The 24,961-nt window shown below is 61.5% G+C and carries 19 protein-coding genes and 1 pseudogene; 9 read left to right on the plus strand and 11 right to left on the minus strand.

What is annotated here, in order from left to right; all coding sequences use genetic code 11:
• Positions 1 to 14: 14 nt before the first annotated feature.
• Positions 15 to 4,565, minus strand: coding sequence for a toxin TcdB middle/N-terminal domain-containing protein (locus ASD72_RS08460; protein ID WP_081420232.1), 4,551 nt, complete (start codon positions 4,563 to 4,565; stop codon positions 15 to 17).
• A gap of 311 nt (positions 4,566 to 4,876) precedes the next feature.
• Here ASD72_RS08460 and ASD72_RS08465 point away from each other — a divergent pair, with 311 nt between their 5' ends.
• Positions 4,877 to 5,479, plus strand: a complete 603-nt coding sequence (locus ASD72_RS08465) for a hypothetical protein (RefSeq protein WP_056879477.1) — start codon at positions 4,877 to 4,879, stop codon at positions 5,477 to 5,479.
• A gap of 27 nt (positions 5,480 to 5,506) precedes the next feature.
• Here the strand turns inward: ASD72_RS08465 and ASD72_RS08470 are convergent, their stop codons facing one another.
• Complete coding sequence (locus tag ASD72_RS08470) at positions 5,507 to 6,091, minus strand: hypothetical protein (RefSeq protein WP_162250368.1); 585 nt, start codon at positions 6,089 to 6,091, stop codon at positions 5,507 to 5,509.
• Entirely contained in the window at positions 6,081 to 6,497 is a 417-nt protein-coding gene (locus ASD72_RS08475; protein ID WP_056879479.1) for a helix-turn-helix transcriptional regulator, read from the minus strand. Before ASD72_RS08475 ends, ASD72_RS08470 begins: the two co-directional genes overlap by 11 nt.
• Positions 6,498 to 6,572: 75 nt before the next feature.
• Between ASD72_RS08475 and ASD72_RS08480 the strand changes: the two genes are divergently transcribed.
• The 3 genes from ASD72_RS08480 to istB all read left to right on the plus strand — a co-directional run bounded on the left by ASD72_RS08480 (position 6,573) and on the right by istB (position 9,327).
• Entirely contained in the window at positions 6,573 to 6,812 is a 240-nt protein-coding gene (locus ASD72_RS08480) for a helix-turn-helix domain-containing protein (RefSeq protein WP_056879480.1), read from the plus strand.
• 224 nt (positions 6,813 to 7,036) lie between these two features.
• A complete protein-coding gene (gene istA / locus ASD72_RS08485) occupies positions 7,037 to 8,575 on the plus strand; it encodes an IS21 family transposase (protein ID WP_056879481.1) in 1,539 nt (512 codons plus the stop codon).
• 11 nt (positions 8,576 to 8,586) lie between these two features.
• On the plus strand, positions 8,587 to 9,327 hold the full coding sequence (istB, locus tag ASD72_RS08490; protein ID WP_056879482.1) for an IS21-like element helper ATPase IstB: 741 nt from the start codon (positions 8,587 to 8,589) through the stop codon (positions 9,325 to 9,327).
• Positions 9,328 to 9,419: 92 nt separating this feature from the next.
• On the opposite strand, the gene ASD72_RS08495 is transcribed toward istB, so the two are convergent.
• From ASD72_RS08495 to ASD72_RS08520, 6 genes are read right to left on the minus strand one after another with little or no spacing between them, the layout of a single operon-like run.
• Positions 9,420 to 9,785 carry a hypothetical protein gene (locus ASD72_RS08495; RefSeq protein ID WP_200948852.1) on the minus strand — a complete coding sequence of 122 codons (366 nt, stop codon included), beginning with the start codon at positions 9,783 to 9,785 and terminating at the stop codon, positions 9,420 to 9,422.
• Between the two features lie 43 nt (positions 9,786 to 9,828).
• On the minus strand, positions 9,829 to 12,678 hold the full coding sequence (locus ASD72_RS08500; protein ID WP_155944549.1) for a hypothetical protein: 2,850 nt from the start codon (positions 12,676 to 12,678) through the stop codon (positions 9,829 to 9,831).
• A 9-nt stretch (positions 12,679 to 12,687) separates the two neighbouring features.
• Positions 12,688 to 14,436, minus strand: coding sequence for a hypothetical protein (locus ASD72_RS08505; RefSeq protein WP_056879484.1), 1,749 nt, complete (start codon positions 14,434 to 14,436; stop codon positions 12,688 to 12,690).
• Between the two features lie 2 nt (positions 14,437 to 14,438).
• Positions 14,439 to 16,601 (minus strand): DUF4391 domain-containing protein, encoded by a 2,163-nt coding sequence (locus ASD72_RS20530; RefSeq protein WP_081420234.1) that lies wholly within the window; start codon positions 16,599 to 16,601, stop codon positions 14,439 to 14,441.
• Positions 16,598 to 19,879, minus strand: a complete 3,282-nt coding sequence (locus ASD72_RS08515; RefSeq protein ID WP_056879485.1) for an SNF2-related protein — start codon at positions 19,877 to 19,879, stop codon at positions 16,598 to 16,600. The genes ASD72_RS20530 and ASD72_RS08515 overlap by 4 nt, the downstream gene beginning before the upstream one ends.
• Positions 19,880 to 20,095: a helix-turn-helix domain-containing protein gene (locus ASD72_RS08520; RefSeq protein ID WP_056879486.1), complete on the minus strand. Its 216-nt coding sequence runs from the start codon at positions 20,093 to 20,095 to the stop codon at positions 19,880 to 19,882. It abuts the gene before it with no gap.
• Positions 20,096 to 20,361: 266 nt separating this feature from the next.
• On the opposite strand from ASD72_RS08520, the gene ASD72_RS08525 reads away from it, so the two are divergent.
• From ASD72_RS08525 to ASD72_RS08545, 5 genes are read left to right on the plus strand one after another with little or no spacing between them, the layout of a single operon-like run.
• Positions 20,362 to 20,940 carry an aminodeoxychorismate/anthranilate synthase component II gene (locus ASD72_RS08525; protein ID WP_056879487.1) on the plus strand — a complete coding sequence of 193 codons (579 nt, stop codon included), beginning with the start codon at positions 20,362 to 20,364 and terminating at the stop codon, positions 20,938 to 20,940.
• 3 nt (positions 20,941 to 20,943) lie between these two features.
• Positions 20,944 to 21,987 (plus strand): anthranilate phosphoribosyltransferase, encoded by a 1,044-nt coding sequence (gene trpD / locus ASD72_RS08530; protein ID WP_056879488.1) that lies wholly within the window; start codon positions 20,944 to 20,946, stop codon positions 21,985 to 21,987.
• A 1-nt stretch (position 21,988) separates the two neighbouring features.
• Positions 21,989 to 22,348: an antibiotic biosynthesis monooxygenase gene (locus tag ASD72_RS08535; protein ID WP_056879489.1), complete on the plus strand. Its 360-nt coding sequence runs from the start codon at positions 21,989 to 21,991 to the stop codon at positions 22,346 to 22,348.
• A gap of 47 nt (positions 22,349 to 22,395) precedes the next feature.
• Positions 22,396 to 23,190: an indole-3-glycerol phosphate synthase TrpC gene (gene trpC / locus ASD72_RS08540; RefSeq protein ID WP_056879490.1), complete on the plus strand. Its 795-nt coding sequence runs from the start codon at positions 22,396 to 22,398 to the stop codon at positions 23,188 to 23,190.
• Positions 23,187 to 23,906, plus strand: a complete 720-nt coding sequence (locus ASD72_RS08545) for an HAD-IB family phosphatase (protein WP_056879491.1) — start codon at positions 23,187 to 23,189, stop codon at positions 23,904 to 23,906. The genes trpC and ASD72_RS08545 overlap by 4 nt, the downstream gene beginning before the upstream one ends.
• Positions 23,907 to 24,016: 110 nt before the next feature.
• Here the strand turns inward: ASD72_RS08545 and ASD72_RS08550 are convergent, their stop codons facing one another.
• A complete protein-coding gene (locus tag ASD72_RS08550; protein WP_056879492.1) occupies positions 24,017 to 24,391 on the minus strand; it encodes a zf-TFIIB domain-containing protein in 375 nt (124 codons plus the stop codon).
• Between the two features lie 80 nt (positions 24,392 to 24,471).
• Positions 24,472 to 24,886 (minus strand): annotated as a pseudogene (locus ASD72_RS08555) (type IV secretory system conjugative DNA transfer family protein); the annotation flags it as partial.
• Positions 24,887 to 24,961: the final 75 nt, after the last annotated feature.

The following is a 24,961-nucleotide window of genomic DNA, read 5'->3' on the forward strand; positions in this document are numbered from 1 at the left end:
CCCAGCGCGTTGTACTACAGCGTCGAGGTGCCCGTGTCCGGGTCAACCTGCTGGATCTTGCGGCCTAGCACGTCATAACTGAAGATGTTGGTGATTGCTCCCGCGCCTGCGTTGCGGGTGACGCTGGCCACGTTGCCGTCGGCCTGGTAGGTGAACTGCGTGGTGAAACCACTGGCGTCCTGCATGGACAGCACTTCGCCCTTGCCGTTGACCACCTGCACCGTCGGGTTGCTGCGCTGATCCCACGCCGTGGTGGTCCGTCCCGCGTACTGAGTACTCTGCTGCGATCCATCCGGCGCTTGGATCAGCGTCGGCCGCCCCAGCAGGTCGTAAGTGGTAACGGCCCACGCGCGCGAGGGCGCACTACACACACTGCCGACGTCGCTCGGCCCGGTCGTGCCCGCGGTTCCGGACAGGAAGAACGGCGTGGAGGTCCGCACCACGCGTCCGGCGCCGTCGTACTCGGTGCACGTGGCCGAGACGTCCTGATCGATGACGCCGACGTTGAAGGTCTCGCTGGCCTTCATGATCGGGCGGCCCAGCACGTCGAACCACGTCCATTGGCGGGCGGCCGCGGTGGCGGCAACCTGCTGCCGGAACACCGCCCCGGCCGGACAAGCCACTGCGCCCGTGCCACTGCACCAGCGGTACGTGGTAATGCCTGTGATGCCGCCATTGCCAGGCGACGCCCCGGGCAGGGTCTGCCTCCAGGTGAAGTAGTCACGGCCCAGCGCGCCCTTGATGGCCAGCGAGCGCACGCCGTTGACGTCCAGCACATCGGTGGCTTCGCCGAAGATGTTGCGGGAGACCACGTAGGTGGTACGACGTTCCTCGCCAGTGAACCCGTTCCAGAACGGCTCGTAGGTGGCGACCGGGAAGCGGCCATGCGTGTCGTACTCCACGCGCGAGTAGCGGCGGATCGCATCGATGCCTGAGGGTTGGAAAACGAAGCCTGATAGCGAGCAGCCTGCGGCGGGGGCTGCACAAGTCACCGATTGCAGGCGATTGCCGAACTCATCCAATGCATAGGCCTTGGCCGAGGCCAGGTTCGCGGCGGCGCTTGGCTGTGTCTGCTCCAGCGTCAGCAGACCGGTCTTGGCCCCGCCCATCGCATAGCCGAAACCGGCCGTGCGCACCGCATCTGGATAGCCCGACCGGCGGTGGGTGATGGTGCTCGCGGTCAGGCGTCCGAGCCGCCAGGCGCCAACGTCATCGCTGTATGTGTTCTGGGTGATTTGCGTGGCGGTCAGGTTCGACGCCCCTGTATAGGTATCCACCACCGTTTGCGTCACGTTGCCATGACTGCCGTAGCTGAAAGCGGTGGCGACCTTGCTCGTGACCTCGCCGGTGAACGGGTCGCGCAGAGACTCTTCGCTGCCCTGGGTGCGCACGTGGATCGGCACCTGCGTCGCCAGCGAGGTTGGCGCCATCTCCCAACTCTGCACGCTATTGGAGAACCACTGGCCACCCAGGTCGGGGTGGGCCGCGCCCGGGCCGCTAAAGCACGCGTTGGCGGGAATCGCGTTTAGGCAGGTGGGGGCGACATACGCCCCGCTGACGGCCTTCTTGATGGTCTGCACCGGCATACCGGTGAAGGGATAGTTCTGGGCATAGGTGCTCACCGTGACCACATACCCGCCGGTCTGGTTGGGATCGATCGTCTCGATGCTGCCAAAGCCCAGGAAGCCGCGACCGCCGGCCTGTACCCTGGCGTTGGCATAGCGGTAGTACAGGCTGGCCATGGCGGCGGGATTGCCCGCCCGCGGCGCGCTGCTGCTGGCCTTGGCCACCACATACGTCGGCGCCAGCAGATCGACCACAGGCGAGCCCCGACCCCAGTTCAGGCTATTGCGCGAGCCCGTGCTGCGGCGATAGATCGCCGTGTTGGTCAGCGGGACGTACTGCAGTTGGGTGGTGGCGCCCAGGCCGTTGGTGATGCTGGTGATCAGATCGCGCGGCTGGAAAGTCTGGGCGCTGCGCGAGAAGGCTGTGCCGACGGTGCTGCCAGCAAAGCTCAGCGCCTGGAAATCCATGTTGCCGTCGCCATCGACGTCCCCAAAGATTGGAACGTGCTTGTTCTGATCGCAACCGCTGCCTTGGCAGAGCCGTGCGTTGCCGCCAGGCAGAGTGGAGCCAGTCGAGAAACCGCCCTCGGGCAGTGCCCGACGCACGGCGTAGCCTTTGTGGGTGCCATAGTTGATCAGATACAGCATGTCCGCCCGGCCATCGCCTGTGACGTCGAGAAAGCGGACCTGATCGCGATAGTCGGTCAACGTCAGTGCACCGCCGCCGACAAAGTACCGACCATTGTTCAGGGCGTAGGTCCACTCCGAGTTCGACGTGCTACGCACGGCGCGATCACTCAGGCCATCTCCATTGAAATCCGCGAACACCACCGCATGCGGATTTCCGACAGAGACGACATCGAAGCCTGCCAGTGACACGGCGCTGGCGGTTTGCGCCTGCACGGTCAGCGCGTAGAGGGAGTCGGAGGTGACGTGTTCCCAGCAAGGATCATTCGGCACAGAAAAGGCCACAGCCGTGCCTGCGTCTTCTTCATCATTGTGGAAGCGCGAAATGAAGCCGGGCGTGCCGCCATCATTGACACGACGTTCCAGCGGTCCAATCTCACATCCAGGAAAGCCAGTGAACACGTCGGCACGGGTGGTGATGCGAATCAGCAGGTCTGACGCCGCATCGCCATTGAAATCCACCATCTGCATGAAGCCGGTCTTGGTGGTCAGCGTGCCGGAGATGGTGCGATCGCAGTTGCGCACCAGATTGTTGAAAGGATCATCACAACCCAGGGCAGGCTCAGGCAGCGTGCTCTCATCCACGATCACCGACCGCTCGCCACCCCAAGCAAAGCCGCCGGCCTGGCGCTCCATCATGCGCGCCCGTAGGGTGCCGCTGGTGGGATATACGATGTCGGTCAGGCCATCGCCGTTGATATCGGCCAGATGGACCTGTGAGGATTCGGCCGTGGCCGAGGGCACGATCGGGGACAGGCTCGCGATCAGGTTGGTGGCCATGTCGAAGTGCACGCCATTGGAGGGGTGCACACGCCAGCCTTGACCCGAGGCACTGGAGACGAACAAGTCATCCTGCCCATCGCCGTTGTAGTCGAATAGGTGCCAGGCACCGTCGCCGCGGTCGGTAATGTTGGCCGGCACGCAGTTCCAGGTGGTGTTGGCGTATGCCGGCTGCCCACTGGCATTGACCGTGCCCAACATCGAGATCACCCAACTGCCGCCGGAGCAGCCGGCACCGGCCAGGTACAGCACCGCCAGGTCCTGGCGGCCATCCCCGTTGATATCACCCAGCTTGAAGTTCTTGAAGTGATCGGTGGCCAATGTCAGGTTGGGCGGTGCCTCGTAGGTCGCGAACGCATGGGTGGCCGTGCTCCAGCCGAACATCGTGGCCGCCGAGCAGACGGCCGCTGTACTGTCCCGACATTCCTGCAGGCCGATCAGCGTGTCCTGGCCGCTGCCGGAGGGTGACGGCGCATAGGTGAGCACGACATGGCGCGCCTGCTGGTCCGCAGGGCACCCGGCGCCAGCGCTGGCGCAGCTGGTGATACTGTCCAGCCTCTGGGTCGCGGTGACCAAGCCGCCGGCCAGATACCCGCGACTCCATTGCGCGGCAGGCAGCGTGGTGTAATTGAACTGCACCTTGGCATAGGGCGCACTGCTGGATGACTGTCCAGCCAGCGCCACCTTGCCGGTGTAGCGGATCTCTCGGACATGGTGTTCACCGGTGCCGGCCCCGGCCGGATTCTCGTTGTAGAGATAGTCGATGTAGTTGCCGGTCGAATCCTGGAAGCGGGTCTGCGCCCAGCTGATCGCAGCGCCAGGATTGAGGGGGGACGTGGTCTCCACGTACCCGTCCGGCCGCGTGGCCCCGCCGCTGTTGCTGTCCCGATCGCCGTACCAGCTGATCGAGCCGTCCTTGCGCTCGACGGAGAAGAACGCCGGGCCGGTCGTGCCGCCGGCAGGGGTATAGGCGCACACGCGCGTGAAGCTCTCCAACTCGGTGGTCAGCGCCACGCCGCTCATGCCGCCGGCCGCGGGGCACGAGATGCTGGCGGCGATCAGCCGCTGGCCATCCAGGCAGAAGCGATCGGCGTCCGTGAACCCGATCGGACGCGGGTTGCCATCGGGCGTGGCTGCGCCGAGGAAATGACCGGCTTCGCGGGTGGCGCGGCAGCGCGTGATCGAGGACAGCCCTGACAGGGCCCAGCCCTTGCCCAAAGCGCCGTAGGCACCCTGGCTGGAATATGTGAGGGCGAGCTGGGGCGCCACTCCCGTCGTACCGGGAACGGCGTAGATGGGGACGCTGTACGTGGCAGCGCCGGACTCGTCTACCCGAAACTCGCCTGCCGTTGCCGAAACACTGTCGGACAGCGGATCCGGACTCACCAGCACCTGTGGCGGCAGGTTGCCGCCAGTGACGCGGGCAACCACCTCGAACGCAAAGAAGCCCAATGGCGTCAGGACGAGACTGGAGACCAGCAACAGTAGCGTGGCAGCACTGACGGAAATGCGCGAGGAAGCTTGATCGGGCATGGCGGAACTCCGTTTCCGCAGCGGCCAGCGCCCGCGCGGTTACTCACGGTGGCGACGACAATCCTTGTTGAAGCCCTACTGCGACCGGCCCCCACCGGGATTGCAGATTGCGACCAAGATCACGTCTTGATCGCTTGTCGAGTATCTGCCGCAACCGCTACCCGCGCAATCGCCCAGCGCTGGTAAATGCATGTACATCAGCAGATTTAGTTGTTGAGGCTTGAAGCCGTCGATACATTGAGTCATCAAGTCGCGACGGCCTTTGTGATAGGGCCAAGGGCGATGCAGCCAGTTCTAACGGGGAAGTTTGAATGATCGATATTTTGCGACCGGCTATCGGCCTGTCCGTACTTCTGATGGCTGGCTGTGCGAGCATGCAGGTGGATCGCGACCTCAAGCACGCCGAGCTCTCACAGCAATACCGCACTGCGGTTGCCCAAACCAGCTCAGCCGATCCTGGCGCCTCGTGCATCACCCCTAACGGCGGTACCGCGTGGACGCACATCGAGTTCAACCCGACCACACCGATAGCGAAGCTGCCAACGGGGACGAATGCGGCAGCGTTCTGCGTACGCATCCCAGACGGAGCGCGCGCCATGGAGATGCATGCTGACGCGAAGGGAGGGATGACCTACTTCGAGTTGATAGTGTTGCATCCTTCCCAGCAGTTCCTTGATGGTGACAAGCAATTGATCAAGGACTTGCCCGAGCCCAAGCTCTCGCCCCAAGACACGCTCAACGGTTTCGGCTTGTACGGGGTCACGGTGCTGACGACCGAGCTGAGCACAGCGCGCTATGTGCTTGTCTATGTCCACCCTGCAAGCCTAGATGGCGCTGTCGACGTTTATACCGGTTATCACACGATACCGGTGCCCTACGGCCCCTACGGACAAGTGAAAGTCCGCTTCAAGTAAGCCAGTGGTTTCGGGACTCGGCACCCTTCATCGCCGATCGTGTCGCTGGCGCTCTTGCGCGCGCTTGCGAATACGCTGAGGCCAGATGAAGACGTCATTGCTCACGTTCATACCAAACAGCAGGATCACGTTCAGCATCACGATGCCAGCTACGCTCGTCCAACTCATTTCGTGGGCTGAAACCGCAGCCAGAATGCTAAGCACCATCATCAGCAAGAGCATCACAATCTGGATGTAGCCCCAAACAGCGATAAGCGTGGGCGCCATGACACTAAGCTTGCCGTTCTGGAAAACCAAGCTGCCGCTGCTCCTCAGTATCTTGATCTCCTTGTCAGTCAGGTCGGCCTCATGCTTGAGCGCGATGATCTGCTCGCGCTGCAGTCGATTGACCGCGAAACCAAAGCGCCTGCGAAACGCCTGCTCATCACATATCGCCAGTTGATCCTGATGATCCGGTGACCACTCCGCTTCCTTGATCGCGGTATCAATCGCCACCAGCACCTCTTGCATGGCATCGATGTGGCTCGATTGCGCCTCGACGCGATCGGATTTCGCGATGGCAGGAAACGCGACGATTTTGGCGCCAGCCGAGTGTGACGACCTATCGTCCACGGGCCACCGCCACAGCCACCACATCGGCCACGATCTCCGGGCTGATGCGCCCCTGTTCCACGCCCAGTTGATAGAGCGCCTTCATGACACGGGCGCGGTGCTCTGGGCGCATCTTGCGTCCCACCTTGCCCAACTCGCGGTCTAGGGCCGCCACGACCTTGTCCACCAACTGAAAATCGATGCCCGCCTGGCGCGCTTTCTGCGGGGCTTCGTCGGTCCCCGACATCAGCCAGACCGGATCGATGCCGTGCAGGTCATACAGCGCTTTGACCAACCCTGTAGGCACTTCGCGCTCGCCGCGTTCGTAGTGGATGTAGGACCGTTTCGACAACCCGACCTGTTCGGCTAGCGCGGCTTGGCTCAGGCCCAGTTCGGCGCGCACAGCGGCCAGACGGCGGGCGATCATGTCCTTGTCGAGGGGGCTAGTAGAGGATCCCATTTGTGCACTATATTGGCGCAATAATGCGCCAAGACTACCGTGATGACGGGCACAAGGGAACAACACGAGGTCATCAAGATGCGCCTGCGATTGGTGGGCTCGTCGTTGGCTTGTATCGCCCGCGAACTGGGCATCCAGCCCACGACCGTCACCGCGACCTCGCAGGGCAAGCGCCGCTCGCGTCGGATCGAGCAGGCCATCGCTCGGAAGCTCGGATGTACCCCGCAATCCCTATGGCCGGGGCGCTACGTCGAGGCATCTGCGGAGGGGGACCCGCCATGAGCTAGGCCCCGTTTCCACCTGCCACCGTGGTGCGGAAATGCAAAAGCCCCCGGACGCGCTAACGTCCGAGGGCTTGGAATGCAGAGAAGCAAGCTCTTGCGCTGCATTCTGCGTAACCGCCTCCCCATCGTCAAGCCTCCCGGCCCGCCATTTGGCTCGGCCGCAGGGGAGGTGTTTGCCCCAATCCCTTCCACCGGAGGGCGGGCACGATCGCGAGCGCCTTCATGCAGAGATTGAAAGACATCTGTCGCTGGATCCTGCGAACAGATAAATCAGACCGTGCCATCGGCCGGTCGCTGGGCGTGTCCTACAGCACCGTTGGACGCTACCGAAAGATTGCCACCGAACAGAGGCTGGACTGGGGTGCTGTCGAGCCGCTGGATGAGCTGGAACTGGATCGTCGGCTCAATCCGGGCCGGCATGCGGCCAAGAAGCCTTTCGCAGAACCCGATTGGTCGCACATCCACGCCGAGTACGAGCGCCCCGGCGTGACCTTGGCCTTGCTGCATGAGGAGTATGCGCTGGAGTTCGGCGAGAGCGGCATGTCCCTCACGGAATTCCGCCGGCGCTATCAGCGCTACGCGCGCACACGCGGGCTGGTCATGCGCCAGATCCACTATCCCGGGCAGGAACTGTTCCTGGACTTCTCTGGCATGCGCCCCTGGATCACCGACCCCAAGACGGGGATCAGGCGGCAGGTGGAGCTTTTCGTGGCGGTCCTGGGAGCCAGCCGCAAGACCTTCGCTTATGCGGTAGAGAGCCAGAAGATCCCGGACTGGATCGAGTGCAACACCCGAGCCATGGCCTTCTTCGGCGGGGTGACACGCTATCAGGTCCCTGACAACCTCAAGGCCGCGGTCATCCGGCGCACGCGCGAGGATGGGGCACTGATCAATGCCACTTACGCTGAGTTCGCCGCGCACTACGACACGGACGTGATGCCAGCCGGCCCGCGCAAGCCCAAGCACAAGGCGGCGGTGGAGATTGGGGTCAAGCTGGCTCAGCGGTGGATCTTGGCGGTGCTACGCAATCGTGTCTTCCACAGCCTCGACGAGCTCAATCAAGCCATGGCGCCCCTGCTGGAACGGCTCAATAACAAGCCGATGCGGGGTGTCGGCAATATGAGCCGCAACATCCTGTTCGCTGAACTGGATGCGCCGGCGCTGAAGCCGTTGCCCGATGCGCCCTACGAGTTTGCTGAGTGGAAGGTTGGTATCACCGTCGGGCAGGACTACCACGTAGTCTGGAATGACCACTACTACTCGGTCCATCACGGCATCGTAGGCAAGAAGGTCAACCTGCGAGCCTCGGCCGACCACGTGTCGGTCTTCTTGCATGGAAAACGTGTGGCGATCCACCCGCGCGATGACACGCCAGGGGGGCTCAGTACGCTGCCTGAGCACATGCCCCCGGCACACCGCGCGCATGGCCTGGACAGCTACGACACGGTGACGGCCTGGACGCTGCAGCAAGGTGGCGCGATTGCTGCGTTCTTCGAGCAACACCTCAAGCACCACGCCAATGCCGCCCAGTCCCTGCAGGCCGGCCGTGGCCTGCGCACGCTGGCACGCGACTATGGCACTGAACGCCTGCAGGCGGCCTGCGCCCGCGCCTTGTCCATGCATGCCCGCAGCATCAGCTCGGTGAAATCCATGCTTCAACGAGGTATCGAGGCCGCCCCAATCCAGGGCGGTGATGCCGCGAATGATGACCCTATCGCCCATGACAACGTGCGTGGCGCCGACTACTACCAGAACCCTTAAGGAGAAACAGGATGACCCTTCAAACCACCCAGGAGCGCATGCGCGAACTTCGCCTTCACGGCATGCTCGAAGCGCTGGCGCATCAGCAGTCGCAGGCTTCCTACAGCAGCCTCGGCTTCGAGCAACGCTTGGCTCACCTTGTTGATGCCGAGCAGAGCCACCGCGACACACAGCGGCTACAGCGACTACTCAAGAGCGCCAAGCTCAAGCACAGCGCCACCCCAGAAGCGATCGACTATCGACACTCCCGCGGGCTGGATCGTGGGTTGGTCGCGGATCTTCTCACCTGTGGCTGGATCGAACGTCAGCAGAACGCACTCATCACCGGGCCTACCGGAACCGGGAAGACCTGGCTGGCGTGCGCCTTGGGCACGCAGGCCGCTCGCCAAGGGCATAGCGTGTTGTACAGGCGCACCGGCCGCCTGCTGGAAGAGATGGACGTGGCGCACAAGGATGGCTCGCTGGCCAAGCTGCGAGCGCAACTGGTCAAAACCAAGCTCCTGATCCTGGATGACTTCGGCCTCACGGGGCTCAATGCCCGAGGTCGCAGCGACTTGCTTGAGATCCTGGATGATCGTGTGGGTACCGGCTCCACGATCATGCTGGGCCAGATGCCAGTCAAGGACTGGCACGCCTTCATTAACGATCCGGCACTGGCCGACGCCATCCTTGACCGTTTGATCCACAGCAGTCACAAACTGGAATTGAAGGGCGATTCCATGCGCAAGCGCAAGTCAACTTCCACCAAGTAGCCTCCAAGTGTCCAACTGGCTGGCGGCGGTGTCCAGATCATTTGGCGCCGCTGCCCAGAATGTTTGGCGGGAGCGTCCAGATTGTTTGGCGTTCAGTGCCCAGCTGGTTGGCGTTTAGCAAGCAGCTTCAAGGCATCCAAGTTGTCGCCCTCAATGAAGAGGTTCTTCGTTGAATCAAAGTCCACGCTCTCCTTGCGCTCAGGCCGCAAGGTCTTGGCAATCGGTGCATTGGCCGTCAGAAGTGCCTCGCGCTTGCCCGGCCAGTTCAGGTGATAACGCTCCTGCGGCCCCTCCACCAACGATGCCGACAGCTCCTGCCGCAACTGATCGAAGTCCACGGCAAGCTTCACGCTGCCATCCTTGCCCTTCGCCTCCGTCACACAACCCGGAAACAGCTCGCGCAGGCGCGCCAGGTTGACATCGGTCAGATTGGGGGAGTGCATTCTCAGTTTGTCCATGTGCGTCTCGATGTTTCAGGGCTTGATAGCAGAACTAGGCCGGTCAGGAAGTATGGGTAAGGCTGTTTGGAAGATGAGTGGTCAGATGGCCGACTATCACCTTTCCGCTGGCTTCGTCATAGTGGAAATATAGGCGGAAAAGCGTGGCTGGGTCGAAGCCTCCGCCCCATTTCAGATGGTCGTCCAGCCAAATGGTCTTGCCTTCGTATAGTCGACGGTACGACTGCTTGTAGCGGTGGTTGTTCAGGGCTTCGCCAACAGGCTCACGTTCCAGGCCAAGTTCTTTCAAAGCATCAACTTCTGCCTGGAAGAGCGCGTCATCGTCTGGTGCACGCTGTTTCATCGGAACGAAGTAGCGGACCAGGTACTCGAGAGCTTTGTAGGCAAAAGGAATGTCCTTGAAGGGCGACGACTTCACGGCCTTGAGCGCCTTTTCATGCAATACCAGTTTTCCTTCGCCGTACTCATCAACCCATAGTTCAAGCTCGTCCCAGTTGTCCGGGTAGTAGGGTTCATCCTGATCGGAGCCGTTGATGGTCTCCTCGACCCACTGGTTGTTGATCTGGTAACGGAGCTGACGGGCCTCTTCCAGTGCCTCATCACGTTCGCGGCGAGTGGTCTGTAGTTCGCTTCGCAGCTGCTTTACCTGTTCGCTAAGCTGACGGATCTCGGTCTTGTAGGCTTCCAGTGCCGAGTCCTGTTCGATGCGAATCGCTTCAAGCTGCTTGATGCGTTCCTCAGCCGTGCTGGCCTGACTTTCGGCCTGTTCGCGCAGCGCACGAAGGCGCTTCTCCGAATCCGCCATGCGCTGTTCGGAGAGTAGATTGCGTACGGTCTGGAAGGAGGGCGCGCGATCGTCTAGGTCACCGACTTCCAGGCTAATCGCGCAGGCTTCCTCAAAGATGTCGTTGGTCATCCATTTCGGTAGCTGCGTGCCCTTCAGTGCCCAGATCGGGTGCTGGTAGGGGTTGGAGTCGGCGTTGAAGCCGGGCCGGTAAAGCCGGACGGCGCTGCCGAAAACGGCGCGATCCCGCCCGAACTGAAGGATGAGCTGATTGGAGGCAGCTCGATCAACACTGACCACGTGCGCCACACCCGCCAGACGTGCCGCAAGGCGGTCGGCTGAAGCATCCACATCGCCGGAAATCAGAATAACGGGCTGGCTGCGGTGTGCGTTCAATAGCAGGTCGGACAGCCAGGCCGCATCCTTGGGGCCATTGATGCGTACCGCGTTGTTGCGCAACGCTGCCCCGGCGTCCTGCAAGCCGACGTCCTTGGCAATGCTGGCGACCACGGCCGGAACCCCACTGGCCACGGGCGGCGGAGCATCTTCACTACTACGCACCTGGATCAGGCGAAGGCTGAGTGCCGGAGAGGTAGCGCTGCCAAGCAGTGTTGCTTCCACCCGCCAAATAGCCCCGTCTTCCATCGAACGGCGATCATCAAAGCGCATGGCCCAGATGGAGTGGCCATCAGTCTCGATAGTCAGCTCGCCCTCCGGAAGCTCGGTGTGGCTGTTGGCGGAAGCGTTGGAGACCGCAAAGCCCTTGCTGCCCAGCCAAGTAAGAATCCGCGATCTGGCCGCGTCGAAGCTCTTGGGTGAACTGTGGCCAGGCTTGCCCAGCATCGCGGCCAGGGCCAGCACGTTAACGGTGCCGGCGTTGCGCGAAAGGCGTGAACGACGGGGGCGGATTGCAGCGTCTTCCGCAGGTGGAGCCGTCACTTCCTTGTCAGGAGCCGGCTTGGCCACCTGGGGAGAGACTGGCGTAGCCGTGGCGCTTTCTTGAGAAGCTTCTTGGGTCGGTTGAGCGGGTACGGCATCCTCCAGCGAGGATGGATCCTGTCCCTTTGCAGTCGAGCGACGGTGCTCTTCAAGGCAGCTTTTGGCCACCCATTCCATCAGCCGGCAATGGTTCTCGTCGGCGGTGAACTCAGCGGCTTCCTCAGGAACCTCCGCAAGCAGGTCGGAGTCAATGGAATGTTCTTCCCAATCCAATTCGGCATCTTCTGTCGGCTTGGAAAAGAATCGACCCGATGCCAAGGCGATGCCTCCCAACGGAGAGAGGCGGACAGCGCGAATGTTCTCCTCACCAGCGATTGTTTCAATCGTGCGTTTGGCGAACACGGCAGCCATCTTGCCAGCCGCCTCCCTGCCTTTGGCGCATCGGATGTGGCCCCGAAAGAAGGAATAGGCACGTGCCAGCGCGTCCCGTGCTTCCCCGACCAAGGGAGCTTGTTGCACAGCTTCGGGCGGGACGGTGGACAGCCACCAAGCGCCGGCAGCGAAGTCTTGTGGCGCGTCTTTGTCCTTTTGAAAGCCAACTATCTCGCTGGTCTTGCACCCTCGTTGTCGCAGCAGCCATTGAACCAGCGCTGCTTCCGCGCGGGAGTGGGTAGCGAGCAAGGTCATTCGGCCCTGCGTGTGTTCGCACAAGGCATTCACAGCGGCTTCGATCTCGTCGAACCCATCCGGAACATAAAGAAGGAATGCACCCGGCGGGCTATCCAGGTCGAGGAGATGCTTGACCCAGCTTTTGATAAGCACCTGCTGCGGCGGCTGGAAAAGCAGCGGCTTGGGTGGCTTTAGGGACTGCGGGCGTGAGTTCACGCAAACGGTACATGCGAACTTTGTGCTGCTGGCGACTTTGGAGTAAAGGGATAGCCAGCGCCCGCCATCCGCCCCAAGCATCCCGCCCGGATCGGCAACAACGATGCTTGCTCCGACATTGTGGAGGGAACTTTCAGAGAACTGATTGAGCGCAAAAAAAGGGGCGCCGTACAAGGAGGCGAACATGCGGCGACCATCTTCACGAAACCCTTCGGTAAACCTTCCTCCGGGAAAGTTGGCGATGGCCGCGACGAATTCTGAAACCGTGTTAGGAAACGCATTCATTGGCTGCCCTCAGATCCCCTTAGTTTGGAAGCTGCCAAGGGTGGGGCTGCCACCGCCAAATCCGGTAGTCCTCAAGACTCCCATCGAGCGAATGATGTTCCGGCGAGCGCCGCCGAGTGAGACGGCTATGCGCGGATAAGGAGCTTCCAGATCGGGATAGTCCGTGCGTAGCCATTCCGGGAAGGATCTTGCTGCCGCAACGGGGATGGTCTTGCCGTGCGCCGTCACTGTGCCTTCCGCCAGCTTACGAACCATTGGCAAGGTGGCCCCGCCTCCAGTCAGCACGATAGTGAGATTGTGGCTCGGATTGGCTTGCACCCAGTTGATCCATTCCTTGTCTGCGGACTCCAGAATTTCGACAAGCGTCTTTCGCAGGGATTCTTCAAAGGCTTTGACTTCACCCAGTGCGAGAAATTCGGTTAATGAAACTTCCACCGCCTCCCCGTTGTACAGGGGCACCAGGACGGAGCCTGAATTAAAAAGGGATTCCTTATGGTCGCGAATGTTGCGCTCAAGCGCGTGGCTGATGTTCTGGAACTTGTCGTGCGAGCTGCTGACGCCAGCCTTTTGCAGAATGAAGCCTTTGAGCAGTTTGTCGAGGTGGTTTCCTGCCTCGGTGATACCACGTGCGGTGCCATCGACTTCGCCGGCCGTGGTCTTGGTCTTGTCGATGCTGCCGTCGTCATTCACGGTTACCTTCAGTCGATACAAGCTGAAGTCGCTAGTGCCTGCGCCGATGTCCACCACCAGCGCCAGTGAGTCGTGGTTGGACTGCCAGCTAAGCAGGGAGCCTGCCACGCCGAGCGGCTCGGTGACACTACCTTCAATGAAGGTGTAGTCGCGCGTCTCGGCACGCAGCTGCTTCAGAGCCAAGAGAAAGCGACTCAACGGCAGGCCTTGGTGGACCTCATCGCTAAAGGTGTCGGAGAGAATCTGTGCCTCGCCCAGCAGGGTTTTCAGCTCACCTTCCACCATGCGCGCGTTGGCCCGTGGAAAGCACGGCATGGCGAAACGCCGCTTGAAGTTCCGAGCCACAACCGGCAATTCAACATCGTTCTCAAGAGCATAGTTGATTGCCCACGTAAAGAAGGTCAGGTAGGCGAGAACGATGTCCTTGTAGGTGAGTGGATGCGAAGTCGGGTTGTAAGTCGCATCCACGGGTACGTTCAAGTTGCCCTCGGATAGAGCGCGCTTGATGTTGTCGATCCGTGATCCACTGCCTTCCACGGCATGCTTGACCGCATTCTGGCCAAACCAGAGGAGCCCATCGGGATCGATGAAAACCGAGGAAACTAACATGACCTCGTCGATTTCCTCTTGGTCACCTGGAATGCCCAGCTTGAGTACCTGGATGTACTCCAAGCCCTCGTCTTCGTTGTCATGAACGAAGCTGGCCTTGGACATGGCGGTGCCAAAGTCGAGGCAAACACGATAGGTCGCGTCGGCATCAGGAAGTGACAGCGTGGAAAAATCCAGTGCGACGGATTCTTCTGCTGGCGGTTCCGGCTCCGGCTGAGACGGTGCCGGTTCTACGGTCGAGACGGTAATCGGCCCAGCTACCGCCGGTTCGGGCCTGGAGGGGGCGACCGCAGGAGCGGTTGGCAAATCGAGAGTGCCTGGCAGGTTGGAAATGAAGAAGTCCAATGCCTCCAATTCGCGCTGAGTAATGACGCCTTCGAGGCGGAACTTGCCATCGCTGCCAACTTCGATGCGCTCGCGCAGGTTGGCGAGGATGATTTTCGCTTTCGTGGATTCCATGCTTAGTCCTCAGGCTCAACGCGCGGCTTTACGAGTGTTTTAATCTTTCCGCCGAACTCTTTCAGGATGCCGTCACGTACGACTCTGACACGGCGAATGCCGGAGCGATGGCCGCCTTCCATGTCGTGTTCGATGGGGTTGTATTCGACGACATCGCCCAACAGATCGGTCTTGCTCAGCTTGCGCATACGGGCCAATCGCTCTGCGACTTGAGCGATGCTCTCGTAGCCGGTGGCGGCCCGCTCAACCGTGGCTGCCTGATAAGCATCGAAAGTCTTCAAGACGGGTACGACGGCGCTATTCAACTTGCCCATGCTGTCCCGGTTGGCGTCGAGCTGGATCAGTAGCTCGCCGATCTGCTGGTCCTCCGTGTTTCCGAGCTTATGCTCCGCGGTACGCTCACTTTGGGAGACGCGGCCGACCTTCAACCAGTAGTCGGCCACTTCTGGATCAATATCAACAGCTCCCTTGAAATGCAGCTTGATGGCACGAGTGATGTCGGCGTGGTTTGGCCAGCCTGCCTCCATGATCTTGAGGATTTCCTTGTCGGTACGATTCTGGCGGGCCAGCACCAGTGCAGTTTCCAATAGATTCATCTGCACCTTGTGGATGGGAGGCGAAGCCTCAATGAATCGTGTCCAAGCGCCAACGCCAAGCAACTTCTTGCCATCCAGAAGGAGTTGGTAAGTTTCCGCATGCAGTGCATGTGAGAACCGCAACTCGATCGTGCGCACCAATACGCCCAACGCAGCGTCGAGACTGGCATTCATCGCCTCACTGTCTGTGCCGACTGCGGTGCGTATAAAGGCATTGACGCAGGAAGACAATGCTGTTCCTGGCTCTTGACCTACGTCGCCGTCGTAGCCTCGAGCGACTTCGGCAAGTGATTCGAAGATGCGGCGAACGCGCTTGATGCGTGTGTCTGCCGGTTCCACGGACTTGATGGTTTCTTGTGCTTCGGTGAGCTGACGGATGCCTTCAGCCAAGCTTTCTGACTTCTCCAAAAGGATGCGAAGCAGCTCTTTGCGGGCATTGTTGGCTGTGTCAATCGCCAACGCTTCGCGAGCGCAATAGCCGGGGAGCCAAGCGCTCTCGGTGTAAGCCAGCATCTTGGCTGCGTACTCCTTGGCGTCGCCGTCTGCCAAGGTTTCAATGGAGGGTGGTTCGTCGGTGAAAAGCTCATCCACCCGGGAGTGCACCTCAGCTTCCCGACCACGGGCAACAGCGGCGACTCGTCCAAGAATTGCTGCGGCAAACAGTTCCTCTTCGGCCGGCACGCTCGCGGCCAGATTGACGACTGCTTCGACAATCTGCCCAAGATTCGTATCCTTGAGCAAGGCTTGCTGCTGCTGCTGCCTCATCACCTGGGTCAGGAGATCATTCAGCGCCTTCAGGTCAGTGGAATCGACGACCTGGCTCAGGGTGATTTCCGGTTGTTCGGCCATCTTGCGTAGCTCTGTCTTGTTTGTGGGTGGAACCAGCTTGCGATAGCCAAGCTGATCCAGCTGGTTTTGTAGTCTGCGTGCGGTAGCGTTTAGCTCAACCTTGCGATTGAATTGCTTTTCCTTCTCAAGGGATGAGATAACCTTGTCCAGCTCGCGCTCCAAGGCGCGGATATTTCCAAGGCGGTCAATCAGCGCCCGAAGAGGCTCTCGCGGGCGTGCAGGTAGCTGGATCAACCGCCGTAGCAAGCGCTCATAAAGGGCATGCAGGTTCAGACTGGTGGGTAGGTCAGCACGGGGGCTTTCGACGGGCCGCCAGTCGGTTCCAAAGTATTCGGATAGAAGAAGCTTGCCGCCTACGTCTCCCCCACGCGGGCGCTTGAAGCAGGCAACCATCTGCATGAGTTCGCCGTGGTAGAGCTCAAAAAGAATCGGATGTTCGATGGCTCCGTCGATGCAGCGCAGAACCTCGTGGCTCAGCTTTGGTGTCTTCAGCTGGATCCCGAAAACCTGGATTTCAGCTACGCCATCCTTGGTTGGCAGGTTGATGGTTTCCGAGGCCAGCTTGTATAGCCAGGTGACTTGCTCTACTTCCTTGACGAAAAGCTCTTTCAGGCGGGCATTTATAGCCCCGTGTTCGTAGAACTTGGACTTTGAAATGGCTCGGTTAACCTTCGCCTTGTCGGGCCATGCAATCAGGGCTGGATCTTCGGCGTGACTCACGCAGCCTCCTGAACCACGAGGAAGGAGATCAGCTCGAAGTCGTCCAGTCCGGAAATGGTCTGGGTCAGTGCGCTGGTTTTCCCTGGCGAGAACAGACTGTCAATGTCCTTCTCTTCCTTGACCTCGATCATCGAGCGGATAGCGCCGCCCAGCAGGTCGGAATAGGGGCGCATGTTGCGGCCGTCGGCCGTGGCCTTACTGAACTTGTGGCAGAGATCGGTGAAAGGCTCGGCCTGGCCCTTGCAGCAGGTGCGGGCCAGATCGAGCAGGCGCTTGACCTCGGTGTGGTCGTGGATGACTTGCCCGTCTTCACTCATGTAGATGAGGTAATAAGGATGCAAGCGGTTGTGCTGCGGCAGATGGGCAGGCGGGTTTACGCCCGTATTGCGGTTGCGCAAAGTGAAAAACACGCCGGGTTGCAGGCCAAGCTCTGCACTGGCGGGCACGACGGCGTGCAGACCATTGGGTGATCTGTCCAGCTCGCCATGCGTCTTGACGTAGTTCAACAAGTCCATGCGGAAGTCGTTGAGGCCCAGATCGGTAATCGAAACGCCGGTCTTCAAGTCTTCAAGCTCGATGACTTCTTCCTGCAGGCGGCGCAGCTGCTCCTTGCGATAGGAGACATCGTTTGCCTGCGCCGACAGAACGTTGTCGTCGCCAGTGGCGGTGACGTCGGCGATCATCATCCGGCTTTCCACCCGCTCCTTGAGCCGGATGTACTCGTCAAGCGAGATGTCCGGCCAGTAGTTGACCAACTGGATGCAGGCGTTCTGCGAGCCGATACGGTCAACGCGGCCGAAACGCTGGATGATGCGAACCGGGTTCCAGTGGATGTCGTAGTTGATGAGGTAGTCGCAGTCCTGAAGGTTCTGGCCTTCGGAAATACAGTCGGTACCGATCAGGATGTCGATTTCCGCAGGCTCGTTGGGCAGGACGATGCCCTTGTCCTTGGATCGCGGAGAGAACAGCGTCAGCAGTTCCTGGAAATCGTAGGTCTTGGCGAGGGTGGACTTGGGGGAACCCTTGCCAGTGACCTTGCCCGTGTGCAGCTTGTGCGTAGCCGATAGCAATGGTGCCAGATTGGCGTACAGGTAGTCGGCCGTGTCGGCGAAGGCAGTGAAGATCAGCACCTTCCTGTTGCCCGGGTTGATTGGATTGGCGATCTTCCCCAGTACATGGGTTTTGAGGTGCTGGAGCTTGGCGTCGTGTTCCTGGGTGATTTGCTCCATCAAGGACAGCAAGTCCTCAATGTGCTCGAGATCCTGGCCAAGGTCGAACTGCCAGCGAGGCAGGTCCATGTCGGCGAGGTTGATTTTGACCTTGCCACCGATGTCGGTATCGTGCTCCAGATCGAGCAGGTCGTCATCGTCCGCTTCCAGTTCCCCCAGCGTCTCGGTCAAGTCGTCAACGCTGCCTCCGCCGACCTGACGGAAGTTGACGATCTTGTCCAGGGTGCGCAGGTGGTTCTTACGCAATAGCTGCAGGGTTAGCCGGAATGCCGCAACGGAGCTTTCGAGGCGCTTCAGCAGGTTGACTGTCATCAGAGCCTGCAGGCTCTTTTCGCGGTCGGCTTGACGCAAGGTGCCTTTGCTGCCCACCTTGGTGTCGTACATCTCCGCGTACTTCGCCATGCAGCTGGGAAGGATGTAGCTCACCGGGGCGTACACCGACAGCTTGAGCCGGGAAAGCTTCTCGAAAATCTCGTTGAAGCTCGGGGAGCTGTCCAGGTCAGACAGGGGGCTTTGGAACGACAGCGGCTTGCGCCGTTCCGGGAATTGGCCGATGTCCTTGGTATCGTAGAACGTCTGGATATGCTTTCGCGAGCGGGCGATGGTTACGCTGTCTAGCAGTTCGAAGAAATCGAAATCCAAACTATCCAGGATGGCGCGGGGGGTGCGCTCTTCAGGGGGCAGCTTCGACCAGACGTTAAAGGCCTTCTGCGCATTGCGGAAAACCTCTTCCACGGACTTACTGGTACGAAGCTTCTTGCTCAGATTCTCGGAATCGCCCTCATAGGCCAACGCCAGCTGGTTGCGCAGGTCGTTGAAACGGTTGTTGACCGGTGTGGCAGAAAGCATCAGTACCTTGGTCTTCACGCCTTCGCGGATGACCCTGTTCATCAGCTTCTGGTAACGGGTTTCCTTGTCCTTGTAGGCGTCGTTGTTCCGGAAGTTGTGCGATTCGTCGATGACGACCAGATCATAGTTGCCCCAGTTGATACGGTTCAGCGGGGTGCCGAAAGACTCGCCGCTCGTGCGGCTGAGGTCCGTATGGCACAACACGTCATAGCTGAGCCGGTCGCGGGCCAGGATATTGGTCTTCAGGTTGCGGTTGTAGTTGAGCCAGTTGTCCGCAAGCTTCTTCGGGCACAACACCAGGACGGACTTGTTGCGAAGCTCGTAGTACTTGATGACGGCCAGCGCGGTGAATGTTTTCCCCAGGCCGACGCTGTCAGCCAGGATGCAGCCGCTATACGTCTCCAGCTTGTTGATGATGCCGGTGGCCGCGTCCTTCTGATAATTGAAGAGCTTGTTCCAGATCAGGGTGTCCCGATAGCCGGTTCGGTCGTTGGGCAACACATCCTCGTCAATGTCGTCCAAGAACTCGTTGAAGATGTTGTAGAGCATCAGGAAGTAGATGCTCTCAGGGGAGTTCTCCTGATAGACGGTGGAGATGTGCTCGCAAATCTGAGAGGTCACGTCTTCAAGCTTTTCCGGATCGTTCCAGATCTGGTCGAACAGGCTCAGCCACGTCGCAGTAAAGCTGGCCTCGTCCATCTTGTTGACCAGGTTGGAGACGGCATTTCCCGACTCATAGCCCAGGTCAACCGCGGTGAATCCGTGCAACGGCATATAAGCCGTATTCGCCGCGTCAGCTTGCACGCAGGCGAATTGCTGCATCGGGGCCTTGCTGCGATTGCTCTTGAACGTCGCCTTGCGCCGCAGCCAATCGGCGCACTCGCGAGCCACGGCGCGTTGGGTCAGCTTGTTGCGCAGCTGGATCTCGAACTCGCTGCCAAAGAGGCTGCGCTCCCGGTCCAGCTTGGGAATATGGAACTCGCGCCTTTCCTTGCGGATTCGGTCGGTGACCTCATCCGGCAGGAAGGTGGGGGAGGTGAAAATGAAGTCCAGCTGCTCGATCTGCTCCAGTTCGGCCTTCAACGCCTCATAGGCGTACATGGAGAAGCAGGAGGCAGCGACCTTGAGCTTGGCGCCGGGCTTCAGGGCGCGCTTCATATCGTCCCCTAGCAGGCGGCTGATGTTGTCGATGATCTCCATTCAGCCACGCCCCTTCTTGGCAGGGGGGCGTTGGTTGGAGCTCTCGTCGATCCAGCGTTCCAGGTCGGAGCGGCGGAAGCGCCAGGTGCCGCCCAACTTGAAGGCGGGGATATCGCCGTTCTGGGCCAATCGGTACACGGTTCGCTTCCCGGCTTTCAGGAAGGCGGCGACTTCTTCCAGCGTCAGGATTTCCCCGTCCGAAACGGCAGTGCCCATTTGGTTGTCCCCTGCATGGCGGAATCTTGCCAAGTCTGGCCAATTCTCACACAGGTCAATGGCGATCGCTTGGCAGGCGGGCAGGGGAAAGTGCCGCCTGAAACGGCGGTTTGGGTCTCGGCGTTACATGCGAGAATCAATAGTTCTGGTGCAGCTTCCTCCGGTCGGCGGCGCAGGGGTATCGAAAGAAATTGCGGGTATCCATGCGGGTATTTATCGAGACTTAAAGGATTGCGACCCAATTAAATCAATAGGTTGTGCGTTATATGATCCTCATGATCGACAACTACGACAGCTTCACCTACAACCTCGTGCAGTACCTGCAAGCGCTGGGTGCCGAAGTGAAGGTGGTGCGCAACGATGCGATGACGGTGGACGAGATCGCGAAGCTCGCGCCCGAGCGCATCGTGATCTCGCCTGGCCCATGCACGCCGAACGAAGCGGGCGTCTCGCTGGAAATCATCGAGCGGCTGGGCGCCACCACGCCGATCCTCGGCGTTTGCCTGGGTCACCAGAGTCTGGGCCAGGCGTATGGCGGCAACGTCATCCGCGCGGGCCGCATCATGCACGGCAAGACATCCCGCATCCGCCATGAGGGCAAGGGCGTGTTCGCGGAACTCCCGGATGCCTACGAGGCTACCCGCTACCACTCGCTGGTGGTGGAGCGCAGCAGCCTGCCGGACGCGCTGGAGGTCACCGCCTGGACCGAGAACGAGGACGGCAGCTTCGAGGAGATCATGGGGCTCCGCCATCGCGAGTTCCCGGTGGAGGGTGTGCAGTTCCACCCGGAGTCGATCCTGACCGAGCATGGCCACGCCCTGCTGAAGAACTTCCTGGAGCGCTGAGCGATGCCACTGACCCCGCAAGAAGCGCTGCAACGCACGATCGAGCACCGCGAAATCTTCCATGACGAGATGGTCGACCTGATGCGGCAGATCATGCGCGGCGACGTGTCGCCGACGATGAGTGCGGCGATCCTGACCGGTTTGCGCGTGAAGAAGGAAACCGTCGGCGAGATCGCCGGCGCGGCCACCGTGATGCGCGAGTTCTCGCGCACCGTCGAGGTGCCCGACCGCACGCATCTGGTCGACATCGTCGGCACCGGCGGTGATGGCTCGCACACGTTCAACATCTCCACGTGCTCGATGTTCGTGGCGTCCGCTGCCGGTGCGAAGATCGCCAAGCACGGCAACCGCAGCGTGTCGTCGAAGTCCGGCAGCGCCGACGTGCTGGAGGCACTGGGCGTCAACATCGAGTTGCAGCCCGACCAGGTCGCGCAATCGATCGCCCAGTCCGGCATCGGCTTCATGTTCGCGCCCATCCACCACCCGGCGATGAAGGTCGTCGCACCGGTCCGTCGCGAGATGGGCGTGCGCACCATCTTCAACATCCTGGGCCCGCTCACGAATCCGGCGGGCGCACCGAGCATCCTGATGGGCGTGTTCCATCCGGACCTCGTCGGTATCCAGGCGCGCGTGCTGCAGGAGCTGGGCGCCCAACGCGCGCTGGTGGTCTGGGGTCGCGACGGCATGGACGAGCTGTCGCTCGGCGCCGGGACGCTGGTCGGCGAACTGCGCGATGGACAGGTGCGCGAGTACGAGCTGCACCCGGAGGATTTCGGCATCGCCATGGCCGCCAGCCGCAATCTACGCGTGGGCGACGCCGCCGAGTCGAAGGCGATGCTGCTGGGCGTACTGGACAACAAGCCCGGCCCCGCGCGCGAGATCGTCGTGTTGAACGCCGGTGCGGCGCTGTATGTGGCGGGCGTGGCGGACAGCATCGAAGCGGGCATCGCCGCGTCGCGCGAGGCCATCGCCAGCGGAAAAGCGCTGGAGCGCCTCCAGCATTTCATCGCCACCACCCAGGCCCTGGGAAAACAGGAAACGCACTGACATGGCCGCCAGCGGATTCGCCAGCCTGCCCAAGCCGCCGTACTACGCGGTGGTCTTCTCATCGCAGCGCAATGGCCAGGACGACGCCGGTTACGGCGCCATGGCCGAGCGCATGGTTGAACTGGCGCAACAGCAGCCGGGTTTCCTCGGGATGGAATCGACCCGCGGCGCGGACGGCTTCGGCATCACCGTGGCGTACTGGGAGAGCGAGGCCGCGATCCTCGCCTGGCGCCAGCATGCGGAGCATACGGCCGCGCGCGAGCAGGGCCGGCGGGACTGGTACGACCACTTCGAATTGCGGGTCGCCAGGGTCGAGCGCGCCTACGGGTGGGATCGCGAGGCCGCCGAGCGCCGCGGATAGTGCGAAAATAGGGGTCCCGCACAGGCGGGTGCCCGCCTGAGGACTGCATGAGCGACATCCTGACCACCATCCTCGCCCGCAAGGCGGACGAGATCGCCGAACGCAGCGCCCGCGTATCGCTGGCCGATCTGCGCGCGCGCGTGGACGATGCGCCACCGACGCGCGGCTTCGCCGACGCGCTCAACGCGATGATCGCGCAGGGCGACCCGGCGGTGATCGCCGAGGTGAAGAAGGCCAGCCCATCCAAGGGCGTGATCCGCCCGGATTTCCGTCCAGCCGATATCGCGGTCAGCTACGAGTTCGGTGGAGCCGCCTGTCTGTCGGTGCTGACCGACGTCGATTTCTTCCAGGGCGCCGACGATTACCTGCGCGAGGCGCGCGACGCGTGCACGCTGCCGGTGTTGCGCAAGGATTTCACCGTCGATCCCTACCAGGTGTACGAAGCGCGCGTGCTGGGCGCGGACTGCATCCTGCTGATCGTCTCCGCGCTGGACGACGGCCAGCTGGTCGACCTGTCCGGCCTGGCGCTGCAGCTGGGCATGGATGTGCTGGTGGAGGTGCATGACATCGACGAACTCGAACGCGCGTTGCAGGTGCCGGTGCCGTTGGTCGGCATCAACAACCGCAATCTGCGCACGTTCGAGGTCACCTTGGACACCACGCTGGCGATGAAGGACGCCGTGCCCAGGGACCGCCTGCTGGTCACCGAAAGCGGCATCGTGGTGCCGGACGATGTGGCGAAGATGCGCGCTGCGGGCGTCAATGCGTTCCTGGTCGGCGAAACCTTCATGCGGGCGGAAGAACCCGGCGAGGCGCTGCGTCAGCTATTCTTCGCGGCATGACGGACACGCCTTATCCCACGCCGCGCCCGGACGCACCGGTCGTGGTCTTCGATTTCGACCACACGCTGTACGACGGTGACTCCGGTGGCCACCTGGTGACCTGGCTGATCCGCCGCAATCCACTGCGCGCGGTGGTGGCGATCGCCGCATCGATCGTGCTGGGGCCGATGGTGGCGTTCCTGCCTACCCGGCGGCGCGGCATTTCCGGCTACATCTGGATCGGGACGTTCGGCCTGCACGGGCGGCGCAGCTTCGATGCGTTGATCGACCAGTACGTGGCCACCCATCGCGAAGAGGTACAGCAGCGCTTGCTGCCGCACGCGCTGGAGGTCTTTCGCGAGCATCGCGCCGCAGGCGACCGGGTCGTCGTCGCCACGGGTGCGCCGCCCGAGCTGGCGCGCGCGATCCTCAGTTTCGTCGCCCACGAAGACGTGCCCGTGATCGGCACGGCGGTGGGGCCGCGCCTGGGCGCCGTGGTGGCCACGCGCCACTGCCACAACGAAGAAAAGATGCGCATGTTGCGCGAGCGCGGCTATGGCGAGATCGCCGTGGCGTACTCCGACAGCAGCGCCGACCTGCCGCTGCTGAAGGCGGCGCGCGCGCCCGTCGTGGTCAACCCGAAGCCGGCACGCGTGGACATGTTCAAGCGCGTGCTCCCGCCGGGTACGCCCATCCTCAACTGGGGCTGCAAGGAGCGGGGCGGGGCCTCCGCGTAGGGTGCGCCATCGCGATCTGCGGAAGTCCGCGGTGTACGGTGGCGCGTCTCCGCGCAGCACCCCGTGAATCCACGTCGGGTGGAAGCGGGCCAAGGCCCGTCCTGCGCAGGTCAGGTGCGCTCGGGGGCGTTCCAGTCCTTGAACAGGTCGGCGAACTCGATTTCCGCGAAGTCCTGATACTCGCCCGCATCGTAGAAGCGGCCGTAGCAGTTCTTGCAGCTCTCGAACCAGATGTGCGGCTGCTGCGGATCGACCATGCGGATCAGGTCCCGATTGCCGATGCACACCGGGCACTTGATCCGGTCCACCTTGTTGCACGCCTCGCCTTGCGCCGCGTCCCCGGTGTCGATCTCTTCGGCACGATGCTTGAGCGTCTCGTGCGCCATCATCTCGAACCACAACCCCTTGCACTGCGTACACCGGTGCGCACTGGCTTCGGGTTCGACGATCAGCTCCATCACGCTATGGCACTTGGGGCATTGCATGAGTGGAACTCCTGCGCGGGTAAAGGCGATTTTGGCGGATTCTAACCCGAATGCAGGGCCGGCCAAGGATGCCGCGTGCGCTATATCCGAAGTGGCCTGACGGCCGTCTGGGGCAGCAAGCGGCGGGTAAAGTACGCGTCTTCGAAATACCGGATCCTGCTGCACAGGATGAAGTGCGCCAAGTCCTCGTGCAGGACGATCTCCTTCTCGGGTCCCATGGCTTTCAGTTCCAGCACCTCAGCTGTCGGAGACACTCCGTCCCTGGTCATGCGACCGGGTCCGGGCTCGCCGCTGGATCGTCGTGTAGCCCAGCATCTCGGAGTAATCGTTGGCATCCTGCTGCCCGCGGGGCGCATAGATGATCTGCAGCGCATGCTTGGTGATGATGGTGCGGGAAAGCTCCTTTCCATAGACCGCATCCAGCTGCGCCATCGACTGGACGATCGGAAGCAGCCTGAGGTTGTACCTCGCCATGTACGCGACCGACTTCGAGATTCAAGACGCCTGCTGGCCTGGAATGGAGGAAGGAGCCGGCGCCGACCGAACAGCAGGTGGTGTCACGGGAGCAGA

The sequence above is a fragment of the Pseudoxanthomonas sp. Root630 genome, from assembly GCF_001427585.1.
GTDB lineage: Bacteria > Pseudomonadota > Gammaproteobacteria > Xanthomonadales > Xanthomonadaceae > Pseudoxanthomonas_A.